14 protein-coding genes and 1 tRNA gene are annotated in these 14,244 nt (G+C 62.3%); all 15 read right to left on the bottom strand.

The window, feature by feature from the left end:
- Positions 1-27: 27 nt before the first annotated feature.
- Complete coding sequence (locus Q7W51_04915; GenBank protein MDO8847710.1) at positions 28-540, bottom strand: DUF5706 domain-containing protein; 513 nt, start codon at positions 538-540, stop codon at positions 28-30.
- Positions 541-544: 4 nt separating this feature from the next.
- Positions 545-1,366, bottom strand: coding sequence for a hypothetical protein (locus Q7W51_04910; GenBank protein MDO8847709.1), 822 nt, complete (start codon positions 1,364-1,366; stop codon positions 545-547).
- Between the two features lie 481 nt (positions 1,367-1,847).
- Positions 1,848-2,315 carry a hypothetical protein gene (locus Q7W51_04905; protein ID MDO8847708.1) on the bottom strand — a complete coding sequence of 156 codons (468 nt, stop codon included), beginning with the start codon at positions 2,313-2,315 and terminating at the stop codon, positions 1,848-1,850.
- A gap of 44 nt (positions 2,316-2,359) precedes the next feature.
- Positions 2,360-3,553, bottom strand: a complete 1,194-nt coding sequence (locus tag Q7W51_04900; protein ID MDO8847707.1) for a DUF262 domain-containing protein — start codon at positions 3,551-3,553, stop codon at positions 2,360-2,362.
- Entirely contained in the window at positions 3,534-4,082 is a 549-nt protein-coding gene (locus Q7W51_04895) for a hypothetical protein (GenBank protein ID MDO8847706.1), read from the bottom strand. Before Q7W51_04895 ends, Q7W51_04900 begins: the two co-directional genes overlap by 20 nt.
- A 241-nt stretch (positions 4,083-4,323) precedes the next feature.
- Complete coding sequence (locus Q7W51_04890) at positions 4,324-5,166, bottom strand: hypothetical protein (protein MDO8847705.1); 843 nt, start codon at positions 5,164-5,166, stop codon at positions 4,324-4,326.
- A 203-nt stretch (positions 5,167-5,369) separates the two neighbouring features.
- Positions 5,370-5,455, bottom strand: a tRNA-Leu gene (locus Q7W51_04885).
- 57 nt (positions 5,456-5,512) lie between these two features.
- On the bottom strand, positions 5,513-6,556 hold the full coding sequence (locus Q7W51_04880; GenBank protein MDO8847704.1) for a dipeptide ABC transporter ATP-binding protein: 1,044 nt from the start codon (positions 6,554-6,556) through the stop codon (positions 5,513-5,515).
- Complete coding sequence (locus Q7W51_04875) at positions 6,556-7,575, bottom strand: ABC transporter ATP-binding protein (GenBank protein MDO8847703.1); 1,020 nt, start codon at positions 7,573-7,575, stop codon at positions 6,556-6,558. The genes Q7W51_04880 and Q7W51_04875 overlap by 1 nt, the downstream gene beginning before the upstream one ends.
- A 1-nt stretch (position 7,576) precedes the next feature.
- Positions 7,577-8,458 (bottom strand): ABC transporter permease, encoded by an 882-nt coding sequence (locus Q7W51_04870; protein MDO8847702.1) that lies wholly within the window; start codon positions 8,456-8,458, stop codon positions 7,577-7,579.
- 98 nt (positions 8,459-8,556) lie between these two features.
- On the bottom strand, positions 8,557-9,528 hold the full coding sequence (locus tag Q7W51_04865; protein ID MDO8847701.1) for an ABC transporter permease: 972 nt from the start codon (positions 9,526-9,528) through the stop codon (positions 8,557-8,559).
- Positions 9,529-9,644: 116 nt separating this feature from the next.
- A complete protein-coding gene (locus Q7W51_04860; protein ID MDO8847700.1) occupies positions 9,645-11,309 on the bottom strand; it encodes a peptide ABC transporter substrate-binding protein in 1,665 nt (554 codons plus the stop codon).
- Positions 11,310-11,583: 274 nt separating this feature from the next.
- Positions 11,584-11,829 (bottom strand): preprotein translocase subunit SecG, encoded by a 246-nt coding sequence (secG, locus tag Q7W51_04855; protein MDO8847699.1) that lies wholly within the window; start codon positions 11,827-11,829, stop codon positions 11,584-11,586.
- Between the two features lie 96 nt (positions 11,830-11,925).
- The gene (gpmI, locus tag Q7W51_04850; GenBank protein ID MDO8847698.1) at positions 11,926-13,473 is read right to left on the bottom strand and encodes a 2,3-bisphosphoglycerate-independent phosphoglycerate mutase; all 1,548 of its coding nucleotides are present in this window, start codon (positions 13,471-13,473) and stop codon (positions 11,926-11,928) included.
- A 1-nt stretch (position 13,474) separates the two neighbouring features.
- Positions 13,475-14,242, bottom strand: a complete 768-nt coding sequence (tpiA, locus tag Q7W51_04845) for a triose-phosphate isomerase (protein ID MDO8847697.1) — start codon at positions 14,240-14,242, stop codon at positions 13,475-13,477.
- Between the last annotated feature and the right edge of the window lie 2 nt (positions 14,243-14,244).

The following is a 14,244-nucleotide window of genomic DNA, read 5'->3' as shown; positions in this document are numbered from 1 at the left end:
GCCGCATGCGCCCACTGCCTAACACGGCTAGAGCGCTGCTGCAGTCGCTGCCAGTGCACCGAGCCCATATAGCGCCATTCCCCACCTGATCAGTGAGTACTTCAGTCTCGCGTACTTGGCGATGGTCAGCAGTTGCTCGCCGTCGCGGTCAGGAAGACAGGTGCACGTCCGTTCGAGCACTTCGCCCAAATGGCGCAGGTTCCAGGTCGCTTCCACATCGCCGAAGTACGTGACGCACTCGCGGTTCTGTGCGAACTGGCTCTTCTTCGTTCTGGGCCATACCGCTGAACCGAACAGCGTGAAGGCGGCAACTATCATCCCCGCCCCCGCCCACCAAACCAGGCGTTGCGTCTCGCCGAGGTGTGAAGGGCTCCACTCACCGGCAATCATTCCCGCCACAACCACACCAACGAGTAGACCGCAGAAACTGAGAAGCCCTATCGCCTTGGCATCCGCCCGCTCCAGCTCTCGGCGACTCTCGCCGAGCAGTGTCTGTGCCAGGCTAGTGCACCCGTCGGACCACCCCTCCGCTACAGCCATTCCACTACCCCCTGATGTCGTCTCTGCGAATACTCCCAGCAAGCACAGCGTCATAGAAGGCGTCGCCATGCACACGACACCACGTAGTGCCGAGACTCCACAGCATCATTCCGGGAACTCCCGGCATCTCGGCGGCCTCTGCCCAAAGCCTCTTGGGCTGATTCGTGTTCCCGGCGCCGTCGCATCCGCACGACCACGTAAGGTACTCGTTGCCAGCGATCCTGTTGTGAACCGCCTGCGTGACCAACAGCTGCTTCGGCTCGCATGTTTCGCTCGCCTTGACCGCGTACGGTACAGCTCGTCCCGCCCACACCGGTTCGTTTATGGTTCTGACGCCAACGCGCTTGACGACCGTAGTGCCGGATGCCACGCCTATCTTCAGGCCGGTTTGTGGGAACCGCTCGCCAAGCTTCTCCGCCCGATGCTTCTCTATCATGGGTTCCAGCACTCTCTCGCCAAATGTCTTCAGTGAGATGGCCGCGCAGATCGCCCGCTCGACCGCCATAGCCCCGTGGAAGAGCGCGAACAGGCCATCCCCTTGTATGTCGACGAACTGAGGGTTGAGTCGCTTCACGATCTTCGCGCAGCTCCCCGTGACGGCCTCGTACAGGCTGGCGCTTGTGCTTGCGTGAGCACCCACATCAAGAGCGGTCGAGTTTCTCAGGTCGACGGACACACAGTAGAGGTCCTTCAGGCGTTGCCACCGACGCACCTCCAGCGCCAGTTGGTCCACGTCTGGGAATGTCCCAACGTCGACCACTTCTACCGGATCTTTGAACTCACTGTCGACAACCCCTTCAAGTTCGTCCATCAAGTCCCAAATCATGCGTCTTCTCCTCTAAGCCGGGCTACGTCTCAAGAGTCAGCAGCCAAACCGATAATAGACCCAGTACCTGACATCTTCGGACGGTGCCGTCAGCAAATTCGTCAGCAAACCGCCCCTGACTCGGCAACAGCGGCCCCTCCCTTTCGGGAGAACACCCCGTTCAGCCGTCACGGGTCACGGCATGGCACGGCGACCATTTCTTGTTAAGGAATCCCTCAGTCCCAACCACCGTGTGACCACCGAAAACCAACATGCACGAGGGACGCGAGTGCTGTTCGGAGGGCTTTGCCCGACGAGGGGAATCGAATAATCCCAGGTCACAAACACAAGAGCCGGCCCGCAAGGGAGCCGACTTGTGAAGAAGTACGTAATGGTGGGCGATAGCGGACGCGTATTGAACCATGGGGTGCCGCGCCTAACGCCTGACGGATAACCTGCGAGCGAAGCGCGTCAGGTTGATCCGTTTGTTGGAGCAGCGATTCTACGCGTACAGTGCCTCGTGAACGCACGCCAGAACTCGCTTGCCAGCCTCGTAGGACTTCCTGACGTCCTCAAACGTTGCCGATGCAGACACCCTGGCCTGGTGAACGAAGTCATGACGCCACAGAATGAGGTTCGAGTATGAGGTGACAATGTCACTGCCATGCTCGACGAGGTACTTCGTCGTGGCGGCATCCAGAGCGTCCCTGAAACAGACCACATAGTCGCCCCCGAAACTCGCCAAGTAGTCGTCCTTAATGTGACAGAGCCTGATTCGTCCGTTGATTCGATCCCACTGGCTGTGTGTAAAGACCCCCAGCAAGGGATGCTGCGACTCCGCAAACTCAAACAGGATGTCCTTGAGGGCAATCTCGTATACGGTCACAGCCGCAACTGCAGCGAAGCCTGAGTACTTGGCCTGGAGGACAGCATCCGGGATTTCAGGGACGATGACAGCAAGGTGCGCCATAACGTCATCCGCATGCTCGAAGTGCGCTTCGTACGACATCCGCGTCAGCTCAATAGGTACTTGCGAACCAGGGCGACCCGAGTCTGCACCGTCGCAGTGTCGGTCGTGTTGTAGCGCGTCGCTTCGTCGAATGCAGTGTCGCCCTTCAACGACTCCCAGCAGTCCGCCAGCTTCGACCGATCAACATCGTCGTAGTACTCAATCAAGACGCTGAGAACAGCATCGAGCGCGGACACGTTCAGCTTGCCACGTAGATGGAACGGCTTCTGTCCCAACTCACCCGCAACCATGTCGGTGACGAGCGAGAAGCGATCGAAGAAGCGCGCGACTTTGGGGGTATCACCGTTCTGGTTCTGTCGCATCGCCATGTTGAGGAAGCGTACGAGCGGCTTCTCATATCCATCGATATCCTCAACCAGGGAGAAGACGCGCAAGAGAAGCTCGACGTCCTTCTGGTGCTTGTCCTTGACCGCCTTTCCAATGACTAGACGCCAGTTCGGGTCAAGGTTGAACTGCTTGAGCATGTTATTGAAATCGCCGCGAAAGACGACGTTTCGAATCTCCTGGCTCTTGAGCGGCGTCCCGCCGGTGTTGAGCCGCTCGAAGATGTGATACGCACTCGTGTCGCCGTCGATTGGTTTGAGCTGCCTGATGTTGACGGCTCGAAGCACGGCACCGCGAAGCCGACGCTGGTCAACGTCGCCCAGCTCAGTGAACTTCTTGTTCGCCCAAGGTGCCTTGTCAGACAACCCCTTCAGCCTGAAGGTCTGGCGCTTGCCCCGAGCATCCTCTTGGCCGAAGTAGCCGCTGAGATAGAAGATCACGCTCATGATGCGCTGCTGCCCGTCAATCACGAGGTTGCGATTCTGGTCGTCGATGTAGAAGAAGACCGGGGGAACCGGCAGACCGCTCAAGAATGAGTCAATCAGCAGTGAGGACTGCTGTATGGTCCAGACGAACTCCCTTTGGTAATCGGGAATCGTGATCTCTTCGTCGTCCCACATCTGTGCGATGCCCTTGAGTGTGAAGTCCGAAGGATACGTCGCGATATCGTAGGTCTGCGCGGGCGCTTCCTCTTCCTCCTCGACCTCTACTTCGAGCTCGGTGTCGTCAACCGCGTCTACCATACGTGGATCTCCCTCCAGTCCCCCAGATGCTGACTGCACAACTCTAACCCATACTGCTGTGCTCGCTCTAACGTCCGGCGCTTCCGACTCTTTAGTCCTCCTGAGCGACATACTCTGCCGCTATGTACTCATCAGCGTCTATTGCCTGAGGTTCACTGCTGGGCGGTAGTTGTTTCGCGGCAACATGGCGGGATGTGTAGAAGCTGATAGCACCAACTATCAGCTCGTCCACGGGACCGGCGATGAAACCACCCACCAGTGTGTAGAGAGCAGAAACTAGCAGTGGGAAGACTATCCACTTGGGAGTATCCGGCTGCTTTCTAACCCACAGGCCAAATGTCATCAGGGCACCCGCAGTCGCCATTGCGGTGTTGTCAAACGGAGTTGGAATGAAGTTGGGCAGGGCGGCGTACGTCATGCCAAGGGCGAAAGGCAACCCGACGGCAATCCAAGATAGGTCCTTGACTGTCGCCAGGAGAACTCCCGCCAGGAGAAAGCAGATCACGAATGTAATGAGTGCGGCGACAACGCCTGTCCGAAAGCCCCAGCCAATCCAGCCGATGGCGAGACTCGCACCCGGTAGGACAAACATCGATGCATACAGCAGAAAGGAGAGACGAGCTCTGATCTTGTCGGTCATTATCAGCTCCCTGTGGATGCCCCGCGAATACTCAATGCGGCAAACAGCGATTCTGCAGCCTGCATGACACCATACCGCAGACCGAGCGTTGGCATGTCACAGGCACGGCAATGCACTCATTTCTTGTGAGGAGATCCCTTACGTCCGTCCACCGTATAACCACCGTGAAACGGCGGCCATGCTCAGTTGGTAGACCAACGAGCGCTCGCATTGCGAGTGCCGTTCTGAGGGCTTTGCCCGTCTAGTTCCGCGTTTGGCCGTTCACATCAAAGCCGCGTCGATCGTAGCCATCGCGGTCTAGGCCCTTTGCGTCGTAGCCGTCGCGATCGCGACCGCCAGTGTCCCACAAGGTCCCAGTATCCCTGTGGATTGCTTGGGTGTTGAACCCCGTCTTGTCGAAGCCGCCTCGGTCCAGCCCGTCCGAGTCGTAGCCATCGCGATCATAGCCCTCGCGGTCGTTGCCAGACTCGTCCAGCCCGTGGCGATCGTAGCCCTCTGGGTCGCGATCTGTCGAAGTCAGTCTATGCACTCCCTGCCGATTGAATCCTCGCGCGTCCCACCCTTCTTGGTTGTAGCCGCCACGATCCATCCTTTGACGGTCGAGTCCCCATCTGTCGAACGGACTCCCTGTCTCCTTGTTGATGCCCTGACGATCGAAACCTAGCTGGTCGAATCCCTCGGCGTCGTATCCCGCCTGATCGAAGCCGTCAGGATCGAATCCCTCTTCGTCGTTGTCGAACTCATCAAAGCCATTGATGTCATAGCCGTTACGGTCATAGCCATCTGGGTCATAGGGCGTTGCCGTTTCAGCGTGTTTGCCCTCACGGTCGAAGCCGCGACGATCGTAGCCCTCGGCGTCATAGTCCTCATTGTCGTAACCATCGCGGTCGTAGCCCTTGCGGTTGTAGCCCTTGCGGTTGTAGCCCTCCCGGTTGTAGCCCTCCCAGTCGTACCCATTGCGATCGTAGTCTTCGGAGTCTCGACCGTTGGGGCCAAAGCCATCGCGGTCGTAGCCGTGAGAGTTGTAACCGTCTGGGCCATAGCCATCTCGGTCGTACCCGTAAGAGTCATAGCGCTCGCCCATTCGTCACCCCAAATCGTGCTTGGCGGACCAAAGCCAATGATACTCAATTGCCACGACACTACTCCTCGGGTCCGGGTCGCCGGACATGGACCTGCTCGCTCTCCATGCGGTAGTCGAGCACTCACATTAGACGTTACATTAGACGCCGCCCCCGACACAGCAACAGCGGCCCCTCCCCTTCGGGAGAAGCCGCTGGTCATTGCTGGTGTCCGAGGCGAGAGTTGAACTCGCACGTCCTTGCGGACACTAGGCCCTCAACCTAGCGCGTCTGCCATTCCGCCACTCGGACAAAGCGCCGTCCCTCGGGACAGCGAACGAGAGTATAGCAAAGTGCTTCAGCCGGTGCCTAGAGCGGTTCGGTCACATCCCCCGTGCCCGCTACGACCGACGCGCTCACGCCCTCGGGTATGGGGAACGGCTTCGCGAAGTGACACGCCACCTGATGGTCTGCGCCCAGCTCACGGAGCAGAGGTTCTTCAACGCCGCAGATCTCCTGGGCGATGGGGCACCGAGTGTGGAACCGGCACCCGGTGGGCGGGTCGATCGGGCTCGGCACGTCGCCCTGAAGGATGATCCTCTGGCGCGCGCGCTGCTTGTCGGGATCGGGGACCGGCACTGCCGACAGAAGTGAGTGCGTGTACGGGTGATGCGGGGCATCGTACAGACCCTGCCATCCGCCCGTCTCGACGATCTTGCCCAGGTACATGACCGCGACACGGTCCGAGATATGCCGGACGACCGAGAGGTCGTGCGCGATGAACACGTACGTGAGACCGAACTCGTCCTGCAGTTCATCGAGGAGGTTGATGACCTGCGCCTGGATCGACACGTCGAGCGCCGAAACGGGCTCATCGCAGATCACGAGCCGGGGCTTGAGGGCGAGCGATCGCGCGATGCCAATGCGCTGGCGCTGTCCGCCCGAGAACTCGTGGGGATAGCGGTTGATGTGCTCGGGGTTGAGGCCGACCACGTCGAGAAGCTCCTTGGCGCGCTGCCGGCGCTCGACCGGTGTGCCCAGCTTGTGTACTGAGAGCGGCTCAGTGACGATCTCGCTGATGGTCATGCGCGGGTTGAGCGACGCGTAGGGGTCCTGGAAGATGAACTGCACCTCGCGGCGGAACGCCTGGAGGTCCTTGCCCTTGAGCGCGAGCACATCGGCACCGTCGAACTCGACGGAGCCCGAGGTGGGCTCGAGAAGCCGGATGAGGCACCGGCCGGTGGTGGATTTGCCGCAACCGGACTCACCCACAAGTCCGAGCGTCTCACCACTTCTAACGGTGAACGAGACGCCGTCGACCGCGTGCACCTTCTTGCTGAGCTTGGATGCGATCAGGCCCTGCTCGACCGGGAAGTACTTCACGAGGTTCTCGACACGCAGCAGGTCGCCCATCACGACACCGCCGCTTCGGTGGAGGTTGTAGCGCCACGCACGAAGTCGTCTTCGCCAGCGAAGTGGCATGCAGCCATGTGGCCGGACTCGATCTCGCGTAGCTCGGGCGCCTCCGTCATGCACCGCTCCTTTGCATACGGGCACCGCGGGTGGAACGCGCAGCCGGGCGGCACGTCGATCAGGCTCGGTGGCTGGCCCTCGATGGGAAGCAGCGTCCCCTTCTCGTCGATGTCGTGCCGGGGCAGGCTATCGAGCAGTCCCCACGTGTAGGGATGCTGGGGCCTGTAGAAGACGTCTTTGGCCGTGCCGTACTCCACCTGCTTGCCCGCGTACATGACCATCACGTCGTTTGCCATATCGGCGACGACGCCGAGATCGTGGGTGATCATGATGATGGCGGTCCCCTTGCGCTGCTGGAGCTCGATCATCAGCTCCAGGATCTGCGCCTGGATGGTCACGTCGAGGGCCGTAGTAGGCTCGTCGGCGATCAGGATGTCCGGGTCGCATGCGAGCGCCATGGCGATCATAGCCCGCTGACGCATGCCGCCCGAGAACTGATGCGGGTAGTCCTTCGCCCGACTCGCCGCATTGGGGATTCCCACGAGGTCGATCATCTCGACCGCGCGCGCGTGCGCCTCCTTGCGGGTCATGCCCTTGTGGATGCGCAGCGCCTCCCCGATCTGGAAGCCGACGCGGAATACCGGGTTGAGTGATGTCATCGGGTCCTGGAAGATCATCGCGATGCGGTCGCCACGCATAGCGCGCACCGTGCCGTCGTCCATGTCCAGGATGCTTTCCCCGGTCAGCATGATGCTGCTGCCGTCGGCGATCTTGCCGGGCGGCTCGGGTATGAGCCGCATGACCGACAGAGCTGTCACCGACTTGCCGGAGCCGGACTCACCCACGATGGCGAGCGTCTCGCCCTCTTCAAGGCTGAAACTCACGCCGTCCACCGCGCGGACGATGCCGTCACGCGTGCTGAAGTGGGTCTTGAGGTTCTTGACTTCGAGCAGCGCCATGTCAGTCCTTCATCTTCACATCGAGCGCGTCGCGGAGTCCGTCGCCCATGAGCACGAACGCGAGCACGGTGGTCAGGATCGCGAAGCCCGGCCAGAGGGTGAGCCACGGAGCCGGCACCATCAGGGCCTTCGCATCGGAAAGCATGCCGCCCCACGACGGCGTCGGCGCCTGAACGCCCATACCGAGGTACGACAGCGCTGCCTCGGTGATGATCGCACCACCGATGCTCATCGTGCCGTACACGATGATCGGAGCGATCGCGTTGGGCATGATGTGCCGGAAGATGATGCGGCCGTCCGAGGCACCCATCGCACGGGCAGCGTCGACGTATTCGGTCTCTTTCACCGACAAGATCGAGCTGCGGAACACACGCGCGATCGATGGCCAGCCGAGGATACCGATAGCGATGAAGACGTTCTGATACCCCCGCCCGAGAACCGCGAGCAGCGCGATCGCGAAGAGCATGTAAGGAAACGCGAAGAAGATATCCGCCGTGCGCATGATGAACGCATCAAGCCAGCCGCCGTAGTAGCCGGAGAGCGCCCCCATGATCAGACCGAGCACGAGCGATATGCCGACCGCGAGAACACCGACCGCGAGCGACACCCTCGCACCGTAGACGACCCGCGCGAAGACGTCACGGCCGATGCGGTCCGTGCCGAAGGGATGCGCTGCCGAAGGCGGCTCGAGGCTGCTGGCCTCGGTGGAGATGGGTGACGCGAAGAACTTCGGCACCCAGAGATCGGCCGAAAGCGTGAGTATCACGATGATGGCGATCCAGACCAGGCCAACGATGGCGAGCTTGTTCTTGCGGAGCCGCGTCCACGCATCGCCCCATAGCGTTCTCTCCGGTCGCTGCGCCAGATCGCCGACGCCCGGCATGACCGGTGTCCGAACGATCTCGTCTCTGACCTCGTGGCCCTCGACGTCGAGCGGAGTGGTCTGCGGCTCATGCTGTGCGCGACGATCGGTGCGCTTACTCATTCGGCAGCACCTCCGTAGCGGATCCGCGGATCCAGAACCGCATAGCTGATGTCCACGAGCAGGTTCACGAACATGACGATGAGCACAACGATAATGACGCCGCCCATCACGACCGGCCAGTCACGCTGCATCACCGCGAGGAAGATCTCGCGGCCGACACCGGGCCATGAGAACACGCTCTCGGTGAGGATGGCGCCACCCATGAGAGCGCCCAGGTCGATGCCGACGTATGTCACAACCGGGATCAGCGCGTTCTTGAGCGCGTGCTTGAAGACGACCGCGCGCTCCGTAAGGCCCTTGGCCATCGCCGTACGGATATAGTCTTGGCCCATCGCCTCGAGCATCTGCGAGCGCATGATCCGCGCCACGTAGGCTGTCGAAACGGATGCCAGAGTAATCGCTGGAAGGATGAGGTGCATGAAGTCGGGCGGATTGCCCATGCCGGACATCGGCAGGTACAACGCCCCTCCGGTCCACTGCTTGAGCATGATGCCGAAGAACATCTGCAGCAGCAAGCCGAGCCAGAAGACAGGGACCGACACCAGGATGGACGTCGATAGCGTCACTAAGACGTCCCAGAACGAGTACTGCTTCACCGCCGAGAGGATGCCGGCACTGATGCCGATCACGATTTCGACGAGAATCGCAGCGAACGCAAGCCTGAAGGTGTTCGGGAACTTGTCGAACAGGATGTCGCGGACCGGGCGGCTCTTCTGATACGACTCACCGAAGTCGCCCTGGACGATCCCGCTCACGTACCAGGCGTACTGCGAGTAGATCGGTTCGTCCAGGTGGTTTCTCTCCTCGATCTGCGCCCTGAGCGCCGGGGTGAGCGTCTTCTCGCCCACGATGAGCTGGATCGGATCGCCCGGAAGGAAGCCCGGGATCCGAAGCGCGAAGAGGATCAGTGTGACCCCGAGGAACACAGGGATCATCTGAAGAATGCGTCGTGCGACGTACTTGACCATGGATTCAGTCTTCCTAGGAGCGGCTCGGAGTCAGCCGGGTAGAGGCTCGTGTGCCGGGACACCCGGGGGTGTCCCGGCACACGTTCGGCCGTTTGCTGGTTGTGCTTAGGCTGTGCCTACTCGGCTTCCGCCTCGCCCGACAGCCAGACCGTATCGAACGTGAACAGACCATTGGCGCTGTACACGCCGTCGTTCACGCGGTCAGACGCAACGCGGGTGTGGCGATAGTAGAACATCGGGATGACGGCAGACGCGTCGCCGACGATCTTCTCGACGTCCTGGTAGATTGCCACGCGCTCGTCAGCGTCGACGGTCTCGCGGGCCTCATCCAGCATGCTGTCGACTTCGTCGTTCGCGTAGAACGAGTAGTTGTCGCTGCTGCCGGTCTTGAAGAGCGGATACAGGAAGTTGTCCATGATCGGGTAGTCCGCGATCCAGCCGAGGCGACCGACCTGGTAGTCGGCGGCACCCACCTTGTCGAGGTACTGTGCCCACTCGGAGCCGACGAGTTCGCCGTTGACACCGATGGCCTTAAGGTCCTCCTGGACGAGCAGGAGGATGTCCTCATGACCGGAGCCGGTGTTGTACTCGAGGGTGATCGTCGGGAAGCCTTCCCCATTCGGGAAACCGGCGTCGGCGAGCATCTCCTTGGCGGCCTCGACATCGTACTTGGCGTACTGGAACGCATCGGCCTTGTGGCCGACGATGCCCGGCGGGACGATGCCCGTTGCAGGCTCGCGGGTGCCCTCGAAGACCTTGTCGCAGATGTCCTGGCGATCGATCGCCAGCGACAGCGCGGCGCGGACTTCCGGGTCGGTCAGAGCAGGATCGGTGTTGTTGATGAGCAGGTAGTAGATGGCCTGCTCGGCACCGAGGCTGACCTGCTCGCCCGGGTTCAGAGTGTAGCCGTCAGGGCTCTCGCCGTACGTATCGACCGTGGTCTGTATACGACCAGGCGTGATCTGGGTGAAGTCCAGGTTCCCGGCCTCGAACTCGAGCCATGCGGTGTCCTGATCGGCCAAGATCTTGAAGTCCACGCCGTCGATGTTCGGCACGTCGCTGTAGTACTCATCATTCTTCACGATCTTGATGTACTGGTCGTGCGCCCACGGCTCGGCCATCTTGAACGGACCGTTGCCGATAGGCATCTCGGAGAAGCCCTCAGGATCGGCCTCGACGGCCTCCTGGGAGACCGGCGCGAGTGCCGGGTGACCGACGACATACTCGAAGTCGGCGAAACCGTACTGCAGGGTGACCTCAAGCGTGTAGTCGTCGATGACCTTGACACCCTCGAGCTCGGTAGCGCTGGCGTCCTGCATCTCGTCGTAGCCCTTGACCACGCCAAGGTGGTACGCAACCTCAGACTCGTTCTCGGGATTGCAGATGCGCTCCCATGCGAACTTGAATGAGTCAGCGGTCACATCGGTGCCGTCGTGGAACTTCGCGCCCTCAACGAGGTAGAAGGTCCAGACGGTTGCGTCGTCGTTGGCTTCCCAGCGCTCGGCGGCAGCCGGCTTCACCTCAGAGGTGATCGGGTCGAAGGCGACGAGGCTGTCGAAGACGGCCTGCCCAACCTGCGTACCCTCGGACTCCTGAAGGTTGACCGGGTCGATGAACGCCGGCTCACTGATGTAGAAGTTGAACGTGCCACCCTTGGTGATGTCGGAATCAGTCTCTCCGCCTTCACCGTCACCGGTGTCGCAACCCCCGACCGTCAGCATCGTGACGGCGAGCGCGAACACCAGCATCATGGCCATACCCTTGCGGATTCGCTCAGACAAAGTGAAGCCTCCCTCCGAAATTACGTGGCTATGTGCGTGCCATCAACTCAGAACAGCATCTCGCCTCGCACATCCCTCCCTACGGCGGCTCGAGCGGCCTTCAAGGCAGCCGGAATCACTGCGCCGGCCGCGGCTGCTCCGCTTAACTAAGGCATTAGTTTGTGCCTGTTTGCATCGAAGTGCAAGCGTGGAGCCCCCTCCGGGAACCCTCGAAAAAGCATGAGGCCCGCCGGTTCGGCGGGCCTCATTCAATGCGCAGCCAGGGCGCGTGATACTACACGCCGGGGCGATAGGCCAGCATCAGCACAAGCGCCGTAACGCCGTAACCTGCGGCGAAGCCGACCGTGATGCGATCGAGGTTCTTCTCGATCATGCCGGTGCCGGTGGCCGAGGCCGGCATGCCGGCACCGAACAGGGACGAGACGCCCGTCCCCTTGCCGGAGTGCAGAAGAACGAATACAACGAGGCCGATAGCGCATATTGCGTGGATAGCCAGTGCGATATATGCAACAACGTTCACGGTACTCTCCTTGGTGACGCCGCGATGAAACGGCGAGTCAGTCGAAGCAAGCCGTGTCAGTATAGACGTGAGGCACGGTCCAGCTCAAGGGTCAAATCAGACGCGCGGTATACCCCGCAGCAGTGAGGTGCCAGTCCACTCGGTCGGCACCGCGATGCCGAGCAGCGCGCAGACCGAGGGAGCCACATCGGCGAGGATGCCGCCGTCGGCCACTTCGGGGACGTCCGGCGAGATGCAGATGAACGGCACCGGACTCAACGTATGAGCGGTGAAGGCACCGTCTGTCCTCGGGTCGAACATCTTCTCGGCGTTACCGTGGTCGGCGGTGATGATGACTGAGCCGCCCATGTCGCGCACCGCGGCCACCACCGCGCCGACGCCCGCGTCCACCGCTTCGACGGCCGCGACCGCCGCGTCAAGGACGCCGGTGTGTCCCACCATGTCGCAGTTCGCGTAGTTCACGACGTAGAAGTCGGCGCGGCCCTCCGAGATGGCATCCACGAGACGACGGGTCACCTCTGGGGCGCTCATCTCGGGCTGATGATCGTACGTGGCGACCTTCGGGCTCGGGACGAGAACGCGCTCCTCACCCGTTTTCGGCGCCTCGGCGCCTCCGTTGAAGAAGAACGTCACGTGCGCGTACTTCTCGGTCTCCGCGATGTGCAGCTGGCGCAGGCCCGCCTCGGCGAGAACGTCGGCCAGCACGCAGCACGGGAGGTCCTTGGGGAAGGCGATCGGTGCCGGGATCGTGGGGTCGTACTCGGTGAGGCAGACGAGCTGGACCGCTGGGACGTGTGCGCGCACGAAGCCCGTGAACGCCGGGTCGACGAACGCACGGGTGATCTCCCGGGCACGGTCGGGCCGGAAGTTGAAGAAGATGAGGGCGTCGTCGCCCCGCACCCGCGCCACCGGTTTGCCATCGGTGGTCACGACTGCGGGCACCACGAACTCGTCGGTCACGCCCGCTTCGTAGGACGCCTCGATGGCTCCGGTCGCGGACTCGGCGGGCACGCCCTCGCCGAGAACCATGGCGCGCCAGGCCTTCTCCACGCGCTCCCACCGGTTGTCGCGGTCCATCGCGTAGTAGCGCCCCATCACGGTCGCCACGTGACCGACGCCCAGGTCGGCGAGCACGCTTTCGAGTGCGCATACGTACTCGAGGCCACTTGAAGGCGGCACATCGCGGCCGTCGAGGAACGCGTGCACGAAGACGCGGGTCGCGCCCTGGGCCGCCGCCATGCGCACCAGCGCGTAGAGGTGCTCCTGGTGCGAGTGGACGCCACCGTCCGAGACGAGCCCCATGAAGTGCACCGCGCCGCCGGCGGCCACCGCGGTGTCGATCGTCTCGGCGAGCACGGCGTTGTCGAGAATCGACCCATCGGCGATCGCAGCATCGATGCGCGTGAGCTCCTGATAGACCACGCGCCCCGCACCCATGTTCAGGTGGCCCACCTCGGAGTTGCCCATCTGTCCCTCGGGCAGGCCCACGGCGAGCCCGCTCGAGAGCAGCGTCGTCCAGGGACACTCGGCGAAGAGCGCGTCAAGGTTGGGCGTGCGCGCGAGCGAGATCGCGTTGCCCGGACCGGGCTCGGCCATGCCGAACCCGTCCATGATGATGAGCGCGACCGGGGGACGCGAGGCCACCTTACAGGGCCGCTCTTGCGATGTCGGCGAACGAGTCGGCATTGAGTGCCGCCCCGCCCACGAGTCCGCCGTCGATGTCGGGCTCGTTGAAGAACATCTTCGCGTTCTCGGCCTTGACCGAGCCGCCGTAGAGCACGCGCACGGCCATCGCGGCGGGAGGCCCGTACATCGCGCCGATGGTGGCGCGGATGGTGCGACACACGTCGTTCGCGGCCTCGGGCGTGGGCGTGCGGCCGGTGCCGATCGCCCAGATCGGCTCGTAGGCGATCACGAGCTTGGCTGCCTCGGCCGGCTCAAGCCCGGCAGCGCCCTCGAGCACCTGCGTGCGCACGAACGACTCGGTCTCGAGCGCGTCGCGGACCGCGAGGCTCTCACCGCAGCACATGATCGGCACGAGTCCGGCCGCGAAGGCCGCCCGCACCTTGCGGTTGACGGTCTCGTTGGTTTCGCCGAAAAACTCCCGGCGCTCCGAGTGGCCGATGATGACGTAGTCGCATCTGAGCTCGGTGAGCATCTGCGGCGCGATGGCGCCGGTGAAGGCTCCCTCGGCCTCCCAGTGCATGTCCTGCGCGCCGAGCGCGATGGTGAGCTTGTCGAGCTCGATGACCGTGGACGCGGCCCTGAGGCCCGTGAAGGGCGGGCAGACAGCCACCTCCACGTCGTCCCAAACCTCGCGCACGCGATCGGCGAGGTCCTGGATGAGCACGGCCCCCTCGCCCGATGTGGTGTACATCTTCCAGTTGCCCGCGACGAGCATCTTTCGTTCCATGG

This window comes from Coriobacteriia bacterium (genome assembly GCA_030652115.1).
Lineage (GTDB): Bacteria > Actinomycetota > Coriobacteriia > Anaerosomatales > Anaerosomataceae > UBA6100.
Note: the sequence above shows the minus strand (reverse complement) of the source record. Positions and strands in the feature narration are given on the sequence as shown.